The following is a 19,450-nucleotide window of genomic DNA, read 5'->3' on the forward strand; positions in this document are numbered from 1 at the left end:
CTTCAGTGTCGGTGGCGGGTCAGAAGATGTTGAGCACGAAGCCACCGATGAACAGCGCGATCGAGGCGACCAGCAGGACCGCGGCGGTGACCGCGAGGACCACCGGAACGCTGATGCCGGCGCGTTTCTGCGGCGCGATCATGGAGGTTCCCGCGGCGTGCGTCGAGACGGCACTGGAGGCACGGACCGGCTCGGACTCGCCGGCGGGCTGCTCTCGGTCGATACGGTCGACGTAGCGGTCGACATCGGGCGAGTCGTAGAGGTTCGGATGCTGGCCCGTGGAGCCGAGGCTTCGCGGGAGATCGAACGAGCCGGTAACGAGGATCTCGCCCGAGTCGGTCCCGACGGAGGTTCCGGGACCGGTGGTCGGCAGGATCAGCGCGTTGGTGGTCGTGACGGCGCCGGTCGCGGCGACTCCGCTCGCGATGAGGGAGTCGAACGAGGCATCCACGTCCTCCTTCGACTTGCTGTCCAACTCCTCGGTGATAGCGAGGTGCTCGATAGGCGGTTCGAAGCTTCCGGTGATCTCGGTCGCTTTCTCATCGGCGATGTCGAGCGAGCCGCCGACCGAGGCGAACAGGGCGGTGTTGAGGTGCGGCTGCTCGGGTTCGGGTTCGTCCGCGGGTTGAGGGTCGTCCTGCTCCCCCACCGTGTCGGACGGAGACGTGTCGTCAGTCCGCTCGTCGCGGGCGCTGATCGCATCGGTGTCCTCGGGCGCGGGCTCGTCGGGCTCGGCCCTGGCCAGTGCGGCATCCCCGGACGCCTCTGAATCCCCGGGCTGCTCAGCCGTGCCGGCGCCCTCGGGTACGCCCTCCTCGGCGGCGGCGTCCTCGATTTCGGGGACCGGTTCGGCGTCTCGCGACTCGTCGGCGGCCTCGACCACGGCCACTGCGCCCGTCGGCGGGAGCGCCGAAGCGCGCTCGAGTGCGTCCTCGACCTCGCCGGACCGCTCTCGATCGGCGGGAGCAGAAGGCTCGACCTCCGGCGTCGCGGCGACTTTCTCGGCCTGCTGCTGTGCCAGCAGGGCGCGCAGTTCGCGGCGCGTCAGAGGACGGCCGGTCGCGTTCTCGGTAGCGACGATCTCCATCGAGGAGGTGCGCAGATCGGATTCGCTCGCCGGACGCGGCTCGACGGGTGTGATCCGCAGGGCCTGAGTGGGAGTGAGCACCGGCATGTCGCCGGCGGCGGTGACGGAGGCCGTTGCTGCCCGCCGGGAAGTCGTCGGAGCGGCGGCGGCAGGGCCGGCACCGGCCTCGCGCCTCTCGCGCTCGCGGATCTCGCGCCGGGTGAGCGGCTTCTCCTCGGGCTGAACTGTCATGACGTACTCCGATACAGATGGTGCTTCGAGATGTACTGGACGACACCGTCGGGAACCAGGTACCAGACCGGATGACCCCGGTTCACGCGGCTCCGACAGTCCGTCGAGGAAATCGCTAGTGCCGGAATCTCCAATAAGGATACGTCCTGGGCCGGCAATCCCGAAACGTTGAGGACGTGCCCCGGTCGGCTGACGGCGACGAAGTGGGCCAGCTCCCACAGCTCGTCGTAATCCTTCCAGCTGAGGATCTGCGCGACCGCGTCCGCACCTGTGATGAAGAAGAGCTCGGCATCCGGGTGCGCGGCGTGGATGTCGCGCAGAGTGTCGATCGTGTAGGTCGTTCCGACCCGGTCGATATCGACGCGGCTGACCGTGAAGCTCGGATTCGACGCGGTGGCGATGACGGTCATCAGGTAGCGGTGCTCGGCCGACGTGACCGTCTTCTTGTGCCAGGGCTGACCGGTGGGGACGAAGACGACCTCGTCGAGGTCGAACGATTGGGCCACCTCAGATGCGGCAACCAGGTGACCGTGGTGGATCGGGTCGAAGGTGCCGCCCATCACTCCGATACGGGGACGCCGCGGGCCTCCGCTCGCGGCGGACGTCACGATCGCTGGGCTCCCCGCCTAGTGGCCGTGACCGTGCCGGTCGTTCGAGCCCGCACCCGTCTTGTGCGAGTGGCGGTTCGCCACATCGCGGTAGCTCCAGGTCACGAAGCCGAGTGCCGTGAACGCGACGGCGGCGATCAGCCCGAAAACGATCGGGGGGAGCGGCAGCTCCGCATGGGCCGCTGCTTCGGCGAGGACGGTCGTCGCGAGGGACATGCAGTGCTCCTTGGAAGTCGTGGTCGCCCCGGCGGGGCTTCGTCGAGTCTACCCGGCCGCCGCAGGGCGCCGGATCGTCCGCGTCGGCTAGGTGCGGACCTGACCGGAGCCGCGCAGTAGCCACTTCGTGCTGGTCAGCTCGGGGAGGCCCATCGGGCCCCGCGCGTGCAGTTTTTGGGTCGAGATACCGACCTCGGCGCCGAAGCCGAATTCTCCGCCGTCCGTGAAGCGGGTCGACGCGTTGACCATGACCACGGCCGAGTCGACCTCGGCGAGGAAGCGCTCTGCGCTGCGGAGGTCCTCGGTCACGATCGACTCGGTGTGGTGCGTCGAGTAACGGTCGATGTGGGCCATCGCCGCGTCGAGGTCGTCGACCACAGCGACAGCGACGTCGAGCGAGTAGTACTCGGCCGACCAGTCCTCCTCGGTGGCTGGGACGGCGTCGGGCCAGAGAGCCGTGACGCGCTCATCGCCGTGCACCGTCACGCCCGCCTCGGCGAGGCGCCCGAGCACAGGCGGGAGCAGCCGCTCCGCAGAGTCCCGATGCACGAGAAGGGTCTCAAGGGCGTTGCATGTGCTCGGACGCTGGACCTTCGCGTTGTGCACGATGTCGACGGCCCACTCCTCGTCGGCGCTGGCGTCGAGGAAGACGTGGACCACTCCGGCGCCCGTCTCGATCACGGGGACCATCGACTCCGTCACCACGGATTCGATCAGGCCCGCGCTCCCCCGCGGTACCAGCACATCCACGTAGCCCCGCGCACGCATCAGCGCCTTCGCGCCCTCGCGGCCGTGGTCGTCGACACTCTGGATCAGTTCGGCCGGAAGCCCCACCGAGGCGACCGCCTCCTGGAGCAGCTCGACCAGGACGCGGTTGGTGTTCTCGGCGGCGGTGCCTCCGCGCAGGACGACGGCGTTGCCGCTCTTGAGCGCGAGCGCGGCGATGTCGATGGTAACGTTGGGCCGGGCTTCGTAGATTGCGCCGACCACTCCGAAGGGCACGCGCACCTGCGTCAGCGAGGCTCCGTTGGGCAGGTTCGCCCCCCGCACTGTCTGCCCGATCGGATCGGTGAGTCCGACGACCGCAACGACGGCGTCGGCAAGGGTACCCAGGCGTGCGGCATCGAGGCGGAGACGATCCTGCAGGCCCGCGCTCATCCCGCTCTCCCGGCCGCGCTCTAGGTCCAGCTCGTTCGCCGGGACGACCCGTTCGGCACTGGCGCGCACCGCATCGGCGATCGCAAGCAGAGCCCGGTTCTTGAGGTCGGTCGTGGCGCTGCGGAGGGAGCGCGAGGCGGCACGGGAAGCGGCGAACCGCTCGGTCAGCGCACTGCTGGGGGTCGTCTGCGGCATCCGGCCAGTGTAGGCCCGGCCAGGGTAAGCCCGGCCAGGGTAAGCCCGGCCAGGGTAGGCCCGGCCAGGGTAAGCCCGGCCAGGGTAAGCCCGGCCAGGGTAAGCCCGGCCAGGGTAGGCCCGGCCAGGGTAAGCCCGGCCAGGGTAGGCGCAGACGTTACCGAGGGTAGGAGTCAGCTCTGCTCGTCGCTCTCCGTGCCGTCGTCCTCGTCGGCGACGCGCCAGACGCCGCCCTGGCGCTCGCGTTCGAGTTCGGCACGGGCCTCAGCCTTCGCGTCCATCCGCTCGAAGTAGTCCTCGCGGCGCTCGTTGCGGGTCTTGCGACGGTTCTCGTCGAGGCGGACGTCGGTGCCGCGGGGCGCAGTGATGAGCTCGGCCGTCGAGGTGAGGGTCGGCTCCCAGTCGAAGACGACGCCATCGCCGGGGCCGATGACGACAGTGGAGCCGGCAACCGCACCCGCCGTGAACAGGCCGTTCTCGACTCCGAGCTTGGCCAGTCGGTCGGCGAGGAAGCCGACCGCCTCGTCGTTGGTGAAGTCGGTCTGTGCGACCCACCGCACGGGCTTCGTGCCGAGCACGCGGTAGACATTGCCGTACGAACCGCCCTCGACCTTGATCTCGAAATCTTTCTCGTCCACGGCGCGGGGACGGATCGTGATCCGCTCGACCCGCGGCACGGCAGCGAGTTCGAGGCGATGCTTCTCGACGATCTCCGCGAGGGCGAAGGTGAGCTGCCGGAGCCCCGAGTGGCTGACTGCTGAGATCTCGAACACTCGGTAGCCGCGGCCCTCGAGGTCGGCCCGGACGAAATCGGCCAGTTCTTGGGCCTCGGGCACGTCGACCTTGTTCAGGGCGATCAGCTGCGGGCGCTCGATCAGGGGAACCTGCCCGTCGCCGACGGGGTACGCCGCGAGCTCGCCCAGGATGATGTCGAGGTCCGTCAGCGGGTCGCGGCCGGGCTCGAGCGTGGCGCAGTCGAGCACATGGACGAGCGCGGTGCAGCGCTCGACGTGGCGGAGGAACTCCAGGCCCAGGCCCTTGCCCTCGCTCGCACCCTCGATCAGTCCGGGAACATCGGCGACGGTGAACCGCGACTCCCCCGCCTGGACCACGCCGAGATTGGGGGCGAGGGTCGTGAAGGGGTAGTCGGCGATCTTCGGCTTGGCCGCCGAGATAGCCGCGACCAGGCTCGACTTGCCGGCCGACGGGAACCCGACCAGCGCCACATCGGCGACGGTCTTCAGCTCGAGGACGACATCGCCCTCCCAGCCCGGCGTACCCAGCAGTGCGAAGCCGGGCGCCTTGCGCTTGGTGGTCGCCAGCGAGGCGTTACCGAGCCCGCCCTGCCCGCCCGGAGCGATGACGAACCGCAGGCCCGGCTCGTCCATGTCGATCAGCTCGTCGCCGTCGGGCGACTTCACGACCGTGCCGACCGGGACGGGGAGCTCCAGCAGCGCGCCATTGCCCCCTGCGCGGTGGTCGCCCATGCCGGGGCCGCCGTTCTCGGAGTTTCGATGCGGGTGGCGGTGATAGGCGAGCAGTGTCGTCGTCTGCGGGTCGGCGACGAGGACGATGTCGCCGCCGTGACCGCCGTTGCCGCCGTCGGGGCCGGCAAGCGGCTTGAACTTCTCGCGGCGGACGGAGACGCAGCCGTTGCCGCCGTGGCCGGCACGCAGATGCAGCGTGACGTTGTCGACGAAAGTGACCATGATGTGAATCCGTCCGTGAGTGCGAGGGGCGCCGAGAAGTCGACACCGAGGGGCTGTGCCCCGGAAAACGCGCAAGGGGCGAGCCGAAGCCCGCCCCTTGCGTCCTGTGCCTGTGCGGCCGAGGAGGTCGACCCTACTGGGCGGCCACCACGATGTTGACGACCTTGCGGCCACCTTTGCTGCCGAACTCGACAGCACCCGCCGAAAGGGCGAACAGCGTGTCGTCGCCACCGCGTCCGACGTTCGCGCCGGGGTGGAAGTGCGTACCGCGCTGGCGGACGATGATCTCGCCCGCGTTCACGACCTGGCCGCCGAAGCGCTTGACGCCGAGACGCTGCGCGTTCGAGTCGCGACCATTGCGAGTGGAACTCGCGCCCTTCTTGTGTGCCATTCTTCATCTCCTCGAGACCGGGGGCCGCAGCCCCGTGCTGATCTCCCGCAGAGCGATGGCTCGCCCGGCAGGTCAGCTCAATTCTTGTGCAGGACTACTTGATGCCGGTGACCTTGACGCGAGTGAGGTCCTGACGGTGCCCCTGGCGCTTCTTGTAACCGGTCTTGTTCTTGAACTTCTGGATGATGATCTTCGGACCGCGGAGGTCTTCGAGCACCTCGGCGGTGACGGTGACGCCCGCGAGGGTCGCCGCGTCCGAGGTGACCGACTCACCGTCGACGAGCAGCACGGCAGGAAGCTGCACGGTGCCGTTCTTATCGGCCTTGACCCGGTCCATCGTCACGATGGTGCCGACCTCGACCTTCTCTTGCCGACCACCGGCGCGCACAACTGCGTAAACCACTTCTCGTACCTGTTTCTCGTCTGGACGGAGCGGAGGCCTCGTCCGGGGCTTGTAAGGACGGGGCTGGGCCCCGGTCTTCCGGTTCGTACCCGTCTCTTCACGACACGAGGGAACCGGCACCGCGGCCCGCTCCCCGTGAGGGGCAGAGCGGCAACGGAAATCTGCGTGAGCACATGGGTCGCGCCACACCAACGGTCAAGAGTACGGGATCCGGGCTCCACGGTCAAACGCACACGACCCGGAGCCGCGTCCACCCGACCGGCGACCTCGTCACCATAGTCGAGCGCGATACGGGCGGACGGACGGCGCGCCGCCTACGATCGGGGAATGGCCATCCTCGTGGACGCCGCGCGTTGGCCGGCGCACGGTCGGCTCTGGGCGCACCTGGTCAGCGACGCCTCCCTGGAAGAGCTGCACGACTTCGCGCGCCGCCTCGGTGTGCCCGAGCGTGGCTTCGACCTGGACCACTACGACGTTCCCGAGGAGCGGATCGACGACTTCGTCGCCGCCGGGGCGGTGTCGGTCAGCGCGCGGGAGCTGGTCGAGCGGCTGCGCGAGAGCGGGCTGCGTGTCCGTGCGCGCGACCGGGACGCCGAAAGGGCCCGACGCCGACTGTCGCCGAGCACCGGGCCCTCCTGACGTCGAACTGCGCTACTGGTCGGCGCGGCGCGGGGTCTGCTCGGGGATGACCGCGACTCCGGTGAGAGCGGCCGTGGTGACGCGCCGGCTCCTGGCACGGCCCTGACCGGGCTGCTTCGGGGCGGGCAGCGCGTCGAGCACGGAGTCGAGCAGGTGCTCGGCCACTTCGCTGCGGACCCGGCGCGGGGGAGTGAGCGGAGCGATCGGGATATCGAGGATCGGCGCGGTACCGGCAGGTGTCGCCTCGTCCGCGACCGGGACCTCGGGCGCCTCTGCGGCCTCCTGGCGCGGCTCGCGATCGCGGCTGCGACGGCGTCGCTCCCCCCGGGCAGGACGCTCGCCGCGACTGCTCGACTCGGATGGCGACTCCTCCGCGACTTCGACAATCTCTTCGGGAGCCCCCGCCGCGACGGCGTCCGTTGCGACCTCGACGAGCGTCGCAGCCGTCTCCGCCGCCTGGCGCACGGCCTGCGGCTGGATGGTACTCGCCGCGATCTGCGCGAGCGCGTTCTTCGCGTCGTCGGTGATGGCGTGGGTGCTCACCGGCTTGGTCCCCGAGGCGCCCTGGCCGTTCTGCGCGCCGTTTGAGCGGCCGGAGGCGGCGGGCTGCTGCTCGCCACCCTTGCCGCGGCGGCGCTGCTCCTGCTGCGGGGCGGCGGCGGAGCGGTGCTTGAGGACCGGGTCGTGATGGACGATGACGCCCCGTCCGGCACAGACCTCGCAGTTCTCGCTGAAGGTCTCGAGCAGGCCCAGGCCCAGCTTCTTTCGGGTCATCTGCACGAGGCCGAGCGAGGTGACCTCGGCCACCTGGTGCTTGGTGCGGTCGCGGCTGAGGCATTCGACCAGACGGCGGAGCACGAGGTCGCGGTTGGACTCGAGCACCATGTCGATGAAGTCGACCACGATGATGCCGCCGATATCGCGCAGGCGCAGCTGACGGACGATCTCCTCGGCCGCCTCCAGGTTGTTCTTAGTGACGGTCTCCTCGAGGTTGCCGCCCGAGCCGACGAACTTGCCGGTGTTCACGTCGACCACCGTCATCGCCTCGGTGCGGTCGATCACGAGCGAGCCGCCGCTGGGCAGCCAGACCTTGCGCTCCAGAGCCTTCTCGATCTGCTCGGTGATCCGGAACTCATCGAATGCGTCCTTCTCGTCGGTGTAGACCTCGACGCGCTCGAGCAGGTCGGGGGCGACCTGGCTGAGATAGAGCTCGATCGTCTCGCGGGCGTCCTCGCCGGCGATCACCATCTTCTCAAAGTCCTCGTTGAAGACGTCGCGGACGATCTTGATCAGCAGGTCGGGCTCGCTGTGCAGAAGGGCGGGAGCCTGCCCGGTTGCGGCCTTCGTGCTGAGGGCGGTCCACTGCGCGGTCAAGCGCTCGACGTCAACCGTCAGCTGCTCCTCGGTGGCGCCCTCGGCGGCCGTGCGCACGATCACGCCCACGTTCTCGGGGAGCACCTCCTTGAGGATCTTCTTCAGCCGCGCGCGCTCCGTATCCGGGAGCTTGCGCGAGATGCCGTTCATCGAGCCGTTGGGAACGTAGACGAGGTAGCGGCCGGGGAGGGAGATCTGGCTCGTGAGGCGCGCGCCCTTGTGGCCGACGGGATCCTTCGTGACCTGCACGAGGACGCGGTCGCCGGGCTTAAGTGCGAGCTCGATGCGACGCGGGCCACCGGCATTGTTCGCGGCGTCCCAGTCAACCTCGCCCGAGTAGAGCACCGCGTTGCGGCCGCGTCCGATGTCGACGAAGGCGGCCTCCATGCTGGGGAGGACGTTCTGCACGCGGCCGAGGTAGACGTTGCCGATCAGTGACGCCTCCTGTGAGCGGGCAACGTAGTGCTCGGCGAGCACGCCGTCCTCCAGCACGCCGATGCGGATGCTGTCCTCCTTCGAGCGGACGACCATGACGCGGTCAACGGCCTCGCGGCGGGCGAGGAACTCGGACTCGGTGACCACCGTGCGTCGGCGGCCGGCGTCGCGGCCGTCGCGGCGGCGCTGCTTCTTCGCCTCGAGGCGGGTGGAGCCCTTGATCCGCTGGGGTTCGGTGATCAGCTCGGGCTCGCGCGTCTCGCGCGGCTGGCGGACCCGGACGACGGTGTTCTCGGGGTCGTTGGAGCCCGAACGCTCGTTCTCGCCGCTGCGACGGCGCGAGCGGCGCCGGACGGAGCCCTGCTCCTCGGAGAGTTGCTCGCGCTCCTCCTGGAGGCCCAGGGGCGCACCGCGGGGCGGCAGCGGGGCCAGCTCGACGTAGTCGGGGAGGATCGGCGCCTGGAACAGGAGCGACGGGCTCGGCAGGGCGGGACGTCGCGGCTCCTCCTCCTCCTCGGCCGCGGTCTGTGAGACGGCGTCGGCGAACACCGCGCCCGTCGACGTCGACGGCTCGGCGGCCCGCTCGGCACTGCCTGTCTCGGGCTGGTCAGCACTGCCGGATCCGGGCTGCCCTGTACTTTCTCTCGCGGCCTGGTCGGTCTCGTTGCTGTCGATGATCGTCTCCCCTGTCACTGGCGCGCTCGACTCGGTCCGCCGGGTGGCCCGGCGGCCACCGAAGAGGCGGCTGATCTTCCTGGCCCCGCTGCGGGGCTCGTCGCGGTCCGGATCGGATCCGCTCGTACTGTTGTCTTCCACCATTCCTGGTGCACTCCTCGGCCGGGTCGTCCGCCGCGTCGTCTTCCCGGATGCTTCTCTCGTGCGAGGGGCCTCGGCCCGACGCGAATCCTTCCGCTCCCCCGGTTTCATCGCTCTCGTGGCGTGAAACTCCGGTTGCAGCTGCACACTCGGAACTGACTATCCGACACGCGCTCCCCCGCGGTGCGACCTGCGGTCGTCATCCGGCGGAGCGGAGATCCGGCGCGTCCATTCGCGGAACGCTGGGGATCTCCTGTGGCCCGGTACTCGCCCGGTAAACCTTCTTCGCGTCGATGCGGGTTCCCCCGGACCGACGGCTCTGATTATCGCACGCATTCTCAGAGGCGCCGATCCGACGCGTGCCATAATCCCCCGGTGTCCAGCGATCCCGGGGTGCGCGACGCCCCCTCCCAGCAGCGCCCCGTCGCCTTCGCTGTCCTGCTGATCGTCCTCGGCGTGATCGGCTGGACCGCCGCCTTCGCTTTAACGAACGACAAATTCACCGCACTGACGAACCCCGAGGCGGGACTGGGCTGCGACTTCAGCCTGTTGGTGCAGTGCAGCGCGAACTTGAACTCGGCGCAGGGGGCGGTGTTCGGCTTCCCGAACCCGCTCATCGGCCTCGCAGCGTGGATCGCCCCGATCGTGGTGGGTGCGGGTCTGCTCGCGGGCGCCCGGTTCGACCGCTGGTTTTGGGCGCTCTTCAACCTCGGGTTCCTGCTCGCGCTGGTGTTCGTCGGCTGGCTCATCGCGACCAGCATCTTCGCGCTCGGGACGCTCTGCCCCTGGTGCATGCTCACCTGGGCGGTAGTGATCCCCGGCTTCTGGCTGGTGACGCTCCGGAACTTCCGGGAGGGCGTATATCCGGTACCAGCCGGAGTACGCCGCTTCGCCGGCGCCGCCTACGGCTGGAGCGGGTTCATCACGCTGATCTGCTACCTGCTGATCGCAGTGATTGCCCAGGTGCGCCTGGACGTGCTCGCCTACCTCTGACGAGTCCCGTCAGAGGCGGGCGTCAGGTCGGATCGAGCACACCACGGGTCAGGCGAGACAGAAGTCGGGCGAACCAGAAGTCAGGCGAACCAGAGCCCGAGTTCGCGCGCAGCCGACTCCTCGGAGTCGGAGCCGTGCACGAGGTTCTGCTGCACCGCGAGGCCCCAGTCGCGGCCGAGGTCGCCGCGGATGGTGCCGGGCGCGGCGGTGGTCGGATCAGTGCTGCCGGCGAGAGCGCGGAACCCTTCGATGACGCGGTCGCCGGCGATGCGGAGGGCGACGATCGGGCCGCTCTCCATGAACTCGACGAGGGGCTTGTAGAAGGGCTTGCCCTCGTGCTCGGCGTAGTGCGCGGCGAGCAGCGCGCGGTCTGCCTCGACGAGCTTCACGTCGACGAGGGAGTACCCCTTCGCCTCGATGCGGCGCAGGATCTCGCCCGTGAGGTTGCGGGCGACGCCGTCGGGCTTGACGAGGACGAGAGTCTCCTGAGTGGCCATGATTCAGCGTTCTCCTTCGGTGGGGTCGGTGGGCTCCGCCGCCCGCCGGGTCTGGGTGTCCAGGCGGGTGCCGGTGACCATGCAGTAGGTCCACAGCGCTACGAACGCGGCGCCGATGACGTACATGATCGGGACCAGCAGGCCCGAGGCCACGATAACGAACTGCAGCAGCCAGCCGAGGCGGAAGCCGATCGGGCGGTTCAGGAGGCCGAGCGTCGCGACGAGAGCGAGGCAGACCACCGCTCCGCCGACGAGTACGACGACGGGATCGGCGGCCTTGAGCCCGAAGGCCACGAGCGTGGCGAGGAAGACGATGACCGCCTCGAAGCCGAGGACGATCGAGCCGAGGCTCTCGCGGACCGTCCGGGTGCGTCGGGGCCGACCGGCTCTCACGAGCCGAGCCAATTTTCGTCGCGCGCCGCGGTGATCGTGCGACCGACGAGAGTGATCGAGCCGGTGACCAGGAGCGCGCCCTTCTCGGTGCGCGCCGCGAGGACCCGACCGGCGGTGAGAGCGCCCAACGGGTCGTCAGCGACGCGGACCGCCTCCTCCGGGAAGACCGTCCGGGCCAGGGCCGCGAGCTGGTCGGCGGGCATCGCGCGCCCACTCGGTGCGGTCGTCACGATCAGCTCGTCCACGACCGGCCGTAGCTCCCGGAGGATTCCCTCGGCGTCCTTCTCGGCGAGCACGCCGAGGACGGCGGTGACGCGGTCGAAGTCGAAGTAGCGGCCGAGCGCGGCGGCGAGCGAGGCGGCACCGTGCGGATTGTGCGCGGCGTCCACGATGGTGCGCGGTGCGAGGCCGACGAGCTGGAGACGGCCCGGTGAGGTCGCGGCGGCGAAGCCCTCGTCGAGGACGTCACCGGTGAGTTCTTGCGTCCCTCCGCCGAGGAAGGTCTCGACGGCGGCAACGGCGACGGCCGCGTTCTGGGCCTGGTGGTCGCCGAAGATCGGCAGCAGCAACTGCTCGTACGTGCTGACTACTCCGCGGACGGTGACGACTTGCCCGCCGACCGCGACGGTCGTCGACTCCACGTCGAAGTCCACTCCCTCGACGACGATCGAGGACTCGGTGGCCGCGGCCGCGTGCCGCAGCACCGCCTCCGCCTCCGGGACCTGCTGCGCGGACACCACCGAGGCCAGCGGCTTCACGATGCCCGACTTCGTCCGCGCGATCTCCTCGATGCTCGAGCCCAGGCGCTCCCTGTGGTCGAGGGCGATCGGCGTGAAGACGGCGACCTGCGCGTCGGCGACATTCGTCGAGTCCCACTCGCCGCCCATACCCACCTCGACCACGGCGACGTCCACCGGGGTGTCGGCGAAGGCGGCGTAGGCCAGGACGGTGATTGCCTCGAAGAACGACAGCGGCGCCTCGCCCTGCTCGGCAAGCTCGGCGTCGGTCATCCGCAGGTACGGCTCGACGTCCTGCCAGTTGTCGGCGAGGCGGCGGTCCGAGATCGGCTCACCGTCGATCACGATCCGCTCGTTGAAGCGTTCGAGGTGCGGACTGGTGAACAGGCCCACCCGCAGCCCGTGGGCGCGCAGCAGGCTCTCGATCATCCGGCTGGTGGAGGTCTTGCCGTTGGTGCCGGCGATCTGGATGACCGGGTAGGCCCGCTGCGGGTCGCCGAGGATCTCGACGGCGCGGCGGGTCGGTGCGAGGCGCGGCCGGATGCTCGATTCGCCCAGGCGCTCCAGGAGCGCCGCGTACACCGCGTCGGCGGCCGCGCGATCGGCGTCGTCGGATTCGAACGGATCAGACATCGGCGGCCTCGACCTTCTCGACGCGGATGATGGCGGTGCCGGCGGGACCGAAGGCGATCGCGCCCTCACCGCCCTCCAAGGCCGTGGTAAGCGGAGTGAAAGCGCAGCCGGTCGCGAGGGTCTCCTCCGCGATCCACAGCGCGTGCGGCGCGAGCGCCTGCAGGCTCGGCTCGTCGAGGACGACCTCCAGGACGATCCGGTTGCTGACCTCGAGGCCGGCCGCCTTGCGGGCGTCCTGCACCGCGCGGATGAGGTCGCGCGCGAGCCCCTCCGCCTCGAGCTCGGGCGTGGTCGCGGTGTCGAGCAGCACGAAGCCGCCGCGTGGGAGCAGGGCGATGGCTCGATCGTCACCGGTCGATCCGCCGACCTCGAGCGTGAGTTCGTACTCGCCCTGGGCCAGCTCGACGCCACCGGCGGTGACGACGCCGTCCGTCTCGCTCCAGTCGCCGGCCTTCGCGGCCCTGATCACGCTCTGCACACCCTTGCCAAGGCGCGGACCGGCGGCACGCGCGTTCACCGCGAGGCGCGAGGTGACTCCGTAGTCGGCGGCGCTGGAGTCGACGAGCGGCACCAGCGACACCTCCTTCACGTTCAGCTCGTCCCGGAGGACTGCCTCGAACGGCGCGAGTTCCTCGGCGTCCGCGACGACGACGCTCAGGCGTGCGAGCGGAAGGCGGACGCGGAGTCCGGCCTGCTTGCGCAGAGAGAGCGCGGTCGATGAGATTGCGCGCACCGCGTCCATCGCGTGCACGAGCGCCTCGTCGGCGGGGAACTCATCCGCCTCCGGCCAGTCGGCCAGATGGACGCTGCGCCCGCCGGTGAGGCCCTGCCAGATCTGCTCGCTCACGAGCGGGAGCAGTGGCGCGGCCACCCGGCACACGGTCTCGAGGACGGTGAAGAGCGTGTCGAAGGCCTCCGACCCGCGGCCCTCCTCGTCGACTCCCTGCCAGAAGCGGTCGCGGGACCGGCGGACGTACCAATTGGTGAGGACGTCGGCGAAGTCGCGCAGGGCGGCGGCCGCGAGCGTCGGGTCAAGTGCCTCGAGGTGGCCGGTGACGGTCGCGACGAGGTCGCGTGTCTTGGCTAGCAGGTAGCGGTCGAGCACGTCGTCGGAGTCGGTGCGCCGGGTGGCCTCGTAGCCTCCGCCCGCCGAGGCGTTGGCGTAGAGGGAGAAGAAGTACCAGGTGCTCCACAGCGGCAGCAGCACCTGGCGGACGCCCTCGCGGATGCCCTCCTCAGTGACGATGAGGTTGCCGCCGCGTAGCACCGGGCTCGACATCAGGAACCAGCGCATCGCGTCTGAGCCGTCGCGGTCGAAGACCTCAGCGACGTCCGGGTAGTTGCGCAGCGACTTCGACATCTTCTGGCCGTCATTGCCCAGCACGATGCCGTGGCTCACGACGTTGCGGAATGCCGGCCGGTCGAAGAGCGCGGTGGAGAGCACATGCAGCGTGTAAAACCAGCCGCGGGTCTGCCCGATGTACTCGACGATGAAGTCCGCGGGGTTGTGCGTGTCGAACCAGTCAGCGTTCTCGAACGGGTAGTGCACCTGGGCGAAGGGCATCGATCCGGAGTCGAACCAGACGTCGAGCACGTCGCTGATGCGGCGCATCGTTGAGCGGCCGGTCGGGTCGTCGGGGTTCGGGCGGGTGAGCTCGTCGATGTACGGGCGGTGCAGGTCCTCGGGCCGCACGCCGAAGTCGCGCTCGAGTTCGTCGAGCGAGCCGTAGACGTCGATGCGCGGGTACTCGGGGTCATCGCTCTTCCAGACCGGGATCGGTGAGCCGAAGTAGCGGTTGCGGCTGACCGACCAGTCGCGGGCCCCCGAGAGCCACTTGCCGAACTGGCCGTCCTTGACGTTCTCGGGGACCCAGGTGATCTCGTGGTTGAGCTCCTCCATCCGGTCGCGGATCGCGGTGACGCGCACGAACCAGCTCGAGACGGCCTTGTAGATCAGCGGGTTGCGGCAGCGCCAGCAGTGCGGGTACGAGTGCTCGTAGCTCGCCTGGCGGAGTAGGCGGTGGCCAGTGCGCAGCAATTGGGTGAGCGGCTTGTTCGCCTCGAACACCTGGAGGCCCGCGACCTCGCTGATCTGCGGCAGGAAGCGGCCGCCGTCGTCGATCGAGATGATGACGGGGATACCCGCCGCCTCGCAGACCTTCTGGTCCTCCTCGCCGTAGGCGGGCGCCTGGTGCACGATGCCGGTGCCCTCGCTGGTGGTCACGTAGTCGGCGACGAGGATGCGCCACGCGTTCTGCGTACCCCAGGCCTCGGTGTCGGCGTAGTGGTCCCAGAGGCGGTCGTAGCTGATCCCGTCGAGCTCCGCGCCGCGGTGCGTGCGCGAGACGGCGGCCAGCGCCGATTCCGCATCGGGGTAGCCGAGGTCCTTCGCGTACGCGCCGACCTGGTCGATGGCGAGGAGGTACTCGGCCGACAGCTCGCGCTCCTCCGGCTTGCCCCTGCCGTCGGCGGCGCCGCTCGGGCCGGCGGGAACGACGGCGTACTCGATGTAGGGGCCGACCGCGAGGGCGAGGTTGGTCGGCAGGGTCCACGGCGTCGTGGTCCACGCGAGCGCGCGAACCGCGGTCAGCTGCAGCGCCTCCGCCGTCTCGCCCACCAGAGGGAAGGTGACGGTCACGGTCTGGTCCTGGCGCACCGTGTAGACGTCGTCGTCCATCCGCAGCTCGTGGTTCGAGAGCGGGGTCTGGTCGCGCCAGCAGTACGGCAGTACGCGATAGCCCTCGTAGGCGAGGCCCTTGTCGTAGAGCTGCTTGAACGCCCAGATCACGGACTCCATGAAGGAGGGATCGAGTGTCTTGTAGTCGTCGTCGAAGTCGACCCAGCGCGCCTGGCGGGTGACGTACTCCTGCCACTCCCCCGTGTAACGCAGTACCGACTTCTTCGCGGCGGCGTTGAAGGCCGCGACGCCCATCTCCTCGATCTGGGACTTGTCGGTGATGCCGAGCTGGCGCTCCGCCTCGAGCTCGGCGGGTAGGCCGTGGGTGTCCCAGCCGAAGCGGCGGTGCACCTGCTTCCCGCGCATCGTCTCGAAGCGGGGAAAGACGTCCTTGGCGTAGCCGGTGAGCAGGTGCCCGTAGTGCGGCAGGCCGTTGGCGAACGGCGGGCCGTCGTAGAAGACCCACTCCGGTGCGCCCTCGCGCTGGCGAATCGACTCCTGGAAGGTGTCGTCCGCCTTCCAGTAGGCCAGCACGCGCTCCTCGATCTCGGGGAAGCGCGGCGACGGGGTCACACCCCTGCCGAACGCAGAACTCTCGGCAGGCTCGGCTCCGTGCGGGGTGGGCGGGGTCAGGGGGTAGGTCACGTGCGGTCTCCTGGCAGTGCTGCTGGTCTGCACGAGGACGGCCCGCCCGGATCTCAGACCCCGGGCTGGGTCGCGGTACCACCTCGCTTGGACCGGTCGGCCGGCCGCTCCCGGAGGAGTGCCCGCTGACGCGTTCCCACTCGATCGGCTGTCACGGGCCGCACCCGTCCGGGTCTACTGGGCAGAGGCCGAAGCCAATGCCGTTCTTCCGAAGACTCACCGGTGATAGCCGGGTCGACGTCGTCCGGCGCTATCCTAGCGCGTCGGAGGAAGTGGAGCAGGAGCAGGTCATGGCGCCAGGGGTGCAACGCGGACGACCCCGCGCGTCGTCGCGCTCGATGCTCGAGGACGCCGCTCTGGACCTGTTCGTCGAGCAGAGCTACGCGGGGACGACCATCGAGCAGATCGCCCAGCGCGCGGGAGTCTCGCGGAACACCTTCTTCAACTACTTCGAGTCCAAGAGCGACGTGTTCTGGGTGCTGGTCGACGACCGGCTGGCCGAGCTGCCCGAGGCCCTGGCCCGATCCGGCCGCCCGAGCGGAGTGATGGCTGCGCTCCGCGACGCGCTCCTCGCCATCGGCTCCGGCTTCGGCCCAGCGAGTGTGCCGTGGGTGCTCACCCAGTCGGAGCTGATCGGCAGCGTGCACGAACTGCAGGCGTCGGCCCTCTCGCGCCTCACCCGCCAGGCGGCCGTGATCGCCCGCTTCGTGGAGGAGCGAAGCGCGCATCCGCTGCCCTCTCACCTCACCCGAGCCATCGCCTACGCGAGCGTCGGAGCCGCGGTCGCCGCCGTGCAGGCGTGGGCCGCGGCGGGGCCGACCCGCGGCGAGCTCCTGCCGTATCTCGAGGAGGCGCTCGCACCCGTCTGCGCCGGTTTCGCGCCCCTCGTCGACTGATCCCTCCCCTTTCGCTCGGGTAGAATCGGCGCGGCCGACGGACGACCCGCCCGGAGCCCCCATCCAGGCACCATCACCACCGACACGGTGCCGCCCAGAGCGAACCGGAGCATCATGACCCTCGCCGACCGCCTCCCCGCGAAGCCCGCCCTCGAGGGATTGGAGGGCTACTGGGGCCCGCGCTGGCAGGCAGACGGGACCTACCGGTTCGACCGCACCGGCCTCACCCGTGCCGACGTCTACTCGATCGACACCCCGCCGCCCACCGCCTCCGGTTCGCTGCACATCGGGCACGTCTTCTCGTACACGCACACCGATGTCGTGGCGCGGTTCCAGCGGATGCGCGGCAAGAAGATCTTCTACCCGATGGGCTGGGACGACAACGGTCTACCCACCGAGCGCCGCGTGCAGAACTACTACGGTGTGCGCTGCGACCCGACGCTGCCCTACCAGCCCGGCTTCACGCCTCCGTTTGAGGGCGGCGACACCAAGAGCAGCAAGGCGGCCGATCAGAAGCCGATCTCGCGCCGCAACTTCATCGAGCTGTGCGAGCGCCTCACCGTGGAGGACGAGAAGCAGTTCGAGGACGTCTGGCGGATGCTCGGGCTCTCGGTCGACTGGTCGCAGAGCTACCGCACCATCGGCGACGAGTCGCAGGTCGCCTCTCAGCGCGCGTTCCTGCGCAATCTTTCCCGAGGCGAGGCCTACCAGGCGCAGGCCCCGACGCTCTGGGACATCACCTTCCGCACCGCGGTTGCGCAGGCCGAGCTCGAGGACAAGGACCAGCCCGGCGCCTACCACCGACTCGGCTTTCACCGCGAGGGCGGCGAGGACGTCGTCATCGAGACGACCCGCCCGGAGCTGCTGCCCGCCTGTGTCGCCCTCGTCGCGCACCCCGACGACGAGCGCTACCAGGAGCTGTTCGGCACCACCGTCCGCACGCCACTCTTCGACGTCGAGGTCCCGGTGCTCGCGCACCACCTCGCGCAGAAGGACAAGGGCTCGGGTATCGCGATGATCTGCACCTTCGGTGACATCACAGACGTGGTGTGGTGGCGCGAGCTCGACCTGCCCAATCGCGCGATCATCGGTTTCGACGGCCGCCTCGTCTCGGAGGCGCCCGCTGCGATCACGGGCGACGCCGGCCGGGCCGCCTACGAGCAGCTCGCGGGCACAACCGTCTTCTCGGCCAAACAGGCCGTCGTGGCGCTGCTCAAGGAGTCCGGCGAGATGATCGGCGACCCGCGCCCGATCACTCACCAGGTCAAATTCTTCGAGAAGGGCGACAAGCCGCTCGAGATCGTCTCGACCCGCCAGTGGTACATCAGCAACGGAGCTCGTGATGCGGCGCTCAAGGAGCGCCTGTTGGAGCTCGGCCGTGACGTGCGCTTCGTGCCCGAGTTCATGCGCGTCCGCTACGAGAACTGGGTGAACGGCCTCTCGGGCGACTGGCTGATTTCGCGCCAGCGCTTCTTCGGCGTGCCGATCCCGGTCTGGTACCCGCTCGACGGCGACGGCAATCCTGTCTTCGACTCGCCGATCGTGCCGGAGGAGGCGGCCCTGCCCGTGGATCCGTCCAGCGACCCCGCCCCCGGCTACTCCGAGGAGCAGCGCGGAGTCGCGGGCGGCTTCCAGGGCGAGCTCGACGTGATGGACACCTGGGCAACCTCCTCGTTGACCCCGCAGCTCGCGGGCGGCTGGGAGCGCGACGACGAGCTCTGGCAGCTGGTGGCGCCCTACGATCTGCGGCCCCAGGGCCAGGACATCATCCGCACCTGGCTCTTTTCGACCCTCCTGCGCTCCCAGCTCGAGGACGGCCGCGCACCCTGGGGGAACGCCGCCGTCTCGGGCTTCATCGTCGACCCCGACCGCAAGAAGATGTCGAAGTCGAAGGGGAACGTGGTCACTCCGGCCGCGATGCTGGAGCAGCACGGCTCGGATGCAGTGCGCTACTGGGCCGCCTCCTCGCGGCTGGGCACCGACGCGGCCTTCGATCCGCAGAATCCGTCGCAGATCAAGATCGGCCGCCGCCTGGCCATCAAGATCCTCAATGCGGCGAAGTTCATCCACGGTTTCCCGCAGGCTGAGGGCGCCGAGGTCACGGATCCGCTTGACCTCAGCATGCTCGCCACCCTCGATACCGTGATCGCCGACGCGACGACGGCACTGGAGAACTACGACCACGCCCGCGCCCTCGAGACGATGGAGGCGTTCTTCTGGACGTTCTGCGACGACTATCTGGAGCTGGTGAAGGAGCGTGCGTACAGCGCGCACGGCGCCTCCGCCGCGGCCGCACTGCACCGCGCGCTCGATGTACTGCAGCGCCTGTTCGCACCGTTCCTGCCGTTCGCGACGGAGCAGACCTGGTCGTGGTCGCACGACGACTCGGTGCACCTGCGCCCGTGGCCGAGCGTCGAGGGCCTGGGCGGCGATCCCGCCGTGCTGGCCGCCGCGAGCTCGGTCCTCACGGCCGTCCGCCGCGCGAAGACCGACGCGAAGGCCTCGCAGAAGACGCCCGCCCGCTCGGCCACGGTCGTGGCTCCGGCCGAGCTCGTCGCGTCGCTGCGCCTCGCGGCCAGCGACCTCGCGGCGGTCGGGCGGATCGCGGCGCTCGATCTCGTGGAGGGCGACGCCCTCGCGGTGAGCATCGAGCTCGAGACCGAGGCGTAGCGCCCCTCCCCGGGAGGCGGGGACCGTCCCGCCTCCCTCCGCATCGA

General features: G+C 69.7%; 16 protein-coding genes. 4 read left to right on the forward strand and 12 right to left on the reverse strand.

The features are described 5' to 3' along the window. Positions 1-19: 19 nt before the first annotated feature. The 7 genes from C1O28_RS06320 to rplU form a co-directional block, all read right to left on the reverse strand. Positions 20-1,318 (reverse strand): ICP22 family protein, encoded by a 1,299-nt coding sequence (locus C1O28_RS06320; RefSeq protein ID WP_097165902.1) that lies wholly within the window; start codon positions 1,316-1,318, stop codon positions 20-22. After that, a complete protein-coding gene (gene nadD / locus C1O28_RS06325) occupies positions 1,315-1,926 on the reverse strand; it encodes a nicotinate-nucleotide adenylyltransferase (protein ID WP_097165901.1) in 612 nt (203 codons plus the stop codon). The genes C1O28_RS06320 and nadD overlap by 4 nt, the downstream gene beginning before the upstream one ends. 18 nt (positions 1,927-1,944) lie before the next feature. Then, positions 1,945-2,142 carry a hypothetical protein gene (locus C1O28_RS06330; protein WP_097165900.1) on the reverse strand — a complete coding sequence of 66 codons (198 nt, stop codon included), beginning with the start codon at positions 2,140-2,142 and terminating at the stop codon, positions 1,945-1,947. 87 nt (positions 2,143-2,229) lie between these two features. Then, positions 2,230-3,495: a glutamate-5-semialdehyde dehydrogenase gene (locus C1O28_RS06335; protein ID WP_097165899.1), complete on the reverse strand. Its 1,266-nt coding sequence runs from the start codon at positions 3,493-3,495 to the stop codon at positions 2,230-2,232. 173 nt (positions 3,496-3,668) lie between these two features. Further along, positions 3,669-5,204, reverse strand: coding sequence for a GTPase ObgE (gene obgE, locus C1O28_RS06345; RefSeq protein ID WP_097165898.1), 1,536 nt, complete (start codon positions 5,202-5,204; stop codon positions 3,669-3,671). A 133-nt stretch (positions 5,205-5,337) separates the two neighbouring features. Beyond that, a complete protein-coding gene (rpmA, locus tag C1O28_RS06350) occupies positions 5,338-5,595 on the reverse strand; it encodes a 50S ribosomal protein L27 (protein WP_097165897.1) in 258 nt (85 codons plus the stop codon). Between the two features lie 94 nt (positions 5,596-5,689). Beyond that, positions 5,690-5,998 (reverse strand): 50S ribosomal protein L21, encoded by a 309-nt coding sequence (rplU, locus tag C1O28_RS06355; protein ID WP_097165896.1) that lies wholly within the window; start codon positions 5,996-5,998, stop codon positions 5,690-5,692. 327 nt (positions 5,999-6,325) lie between these two features. Between rplU and C1O28_RS06360 the strand changes: the two genes are divergently transcribed. Continuing rightward, positions 6,326-6,637 (forward strand): DUF4031 domain-containing protein, encoded by a 312-nt coding sequence (locus tag C1O28_RS06360; protein WP_097165895.1) that lies wholly within the window; start codon positions 6,326-6,328, stop codon positions 6,635-6,637. Positions 6,638-6,649: 12 nt separating this feature from the next. On the opposite strand, the gene C1O28_RS06365 is transcribed toward C1O28_RS06360, so the two are convergent. Then, on the reverse strand, positions 6,650-9,265 hold the full coding sequence (locus tag C1O28_RS06365) for an Rne/Rng family ribonuclease (RefSeq protein ID WP_097165894.1): 2,616 nt from the start codon (positions 9,263-9,265) through the stop codon (positions 6,650-6,652). Between the two features lie 372 nt (positions 9,266-9,637). Here C1O28_RS06365 and C1O28_RS06370 point away from each other — a divergent pair, with 372 nt between their 5' ends. Then, the gene (locus tag C1O28_RS06370) at positions 9,638-10,255 is read left to right on the forward strand and encodes a vitamin K epoxide reductase family protein (protein ID WP_243392026.1); all 618 of its coding nucleotides are present in this window, start codon (positions 9,638-9,640) and stop codon (positions 10,253-10,255) included. A gap of 80 nt (positions 10,256-10,335) precedes the next feature. Here the strand turns inward: C1O28_RS06370 and ndk are convergent, their stop codons facing one another. From ndk to ileS, 4 genes are read right to left on the reverse strand one after another with little or no spacing between them, the layout of a single operon-like run. After that, positions 10,336-10,752, reverse strand: a complete 417-nt coding sequence (gene ndk / locus C1O28_RS06375; RefSeq protein ID WP_097165892.1) for a nucleoside-diphosphate kinase — start codon at positions 10,750-10,752, stop codon at positions 10,336-10,338. A 3-nt stretch (positions 10,753-10,755) separates the two neighbouring features. Then, complete coding sequence (locus tag C1O28_RS06380) at positions 10,756-11,145, reverse strand: DUF4233 domain-containing protein (protein ID WP_243392025.1); 390 nt, start codon at positions 11,143-11,145, stop codon at positions 10,756-10,758. Continuing rightward, positions 11,142-12,515 carry a bifunctional folylpolyglutamate synthase/dihydrofolate synthase gene (locus C1O28_RS06385; RefSeq protein WP_097165890.1) on the reverse strand — a complete coding sequence of 458 codons (1,374 nt, stop codon included), beginning with the start codon at positions 12,513-12,515 and terminating at the stop codon, positions 11,142-11,144. The genes C1O28_RS06380 and C1O28_RS06385 overlap by 4 nt, the downstream gene beginning before the upstream one ends. Beyond that, positions 12,508-15,825: an isoleucine--tRNA ligase gene (gene ileS / locus C1O28_RS06390; protein WP_097166079.1), complete on the reverse strand. Its 3,318-nt coding sequence runs from the start codon at positions 15,823-15,825 to the stop codon at positions 12,508-12,510. The genes C1O28_RS06385 and ileS overlap by 8 nt, the downstream gene beginning before the upstream one ends. Before the next feature lie 302 nt (positions 15,826-16,127). Between ileS and C1O28_RS06400 the strand changes: the two genes are divergently transcribed. Further along, positions 16,128-16,733 (forward strand): TetR/AcrR family transcriptional regulator, encoded by a 606-nt coding sequence (locus C1O28_RS06400; protein ID WP_097166078.1) that lies wholly within the window; start codon positions 16,128-16,130, stop codon positions 16,731-16,733. A 114-nt stretch (positions 16,734-16,847) separates the two neighbouring features. Further along, positions 16,848-19,403 carry a valine--tRNA ligase gene (valS, locus tag C1O28_RS06405; RefSeq protein WP_097165889.1) on the forward strand — a complete coding sequence of 852 codons (2,556 nt, stop codon included), beginning with the start codon at positions 16,848-16,850 and terminating at the stop codon, positions 19,401-19,403. The last annotated feature ends 47 nt before the right edge of the window (positions 19,404-19,450 follow it).

Origin of the sequence: Rathayibacter rathayi (genome assembly GCF_004011095.1) — a bacterium.
In the GTDB taxonomy this organism is placed as follows: domain Bacteria; phylum Actinomycetota; class Actinomycetes; order Actinomycetales; family Microbacteriaceae; genus Rathayibacter; species Rathayibacter rathayi.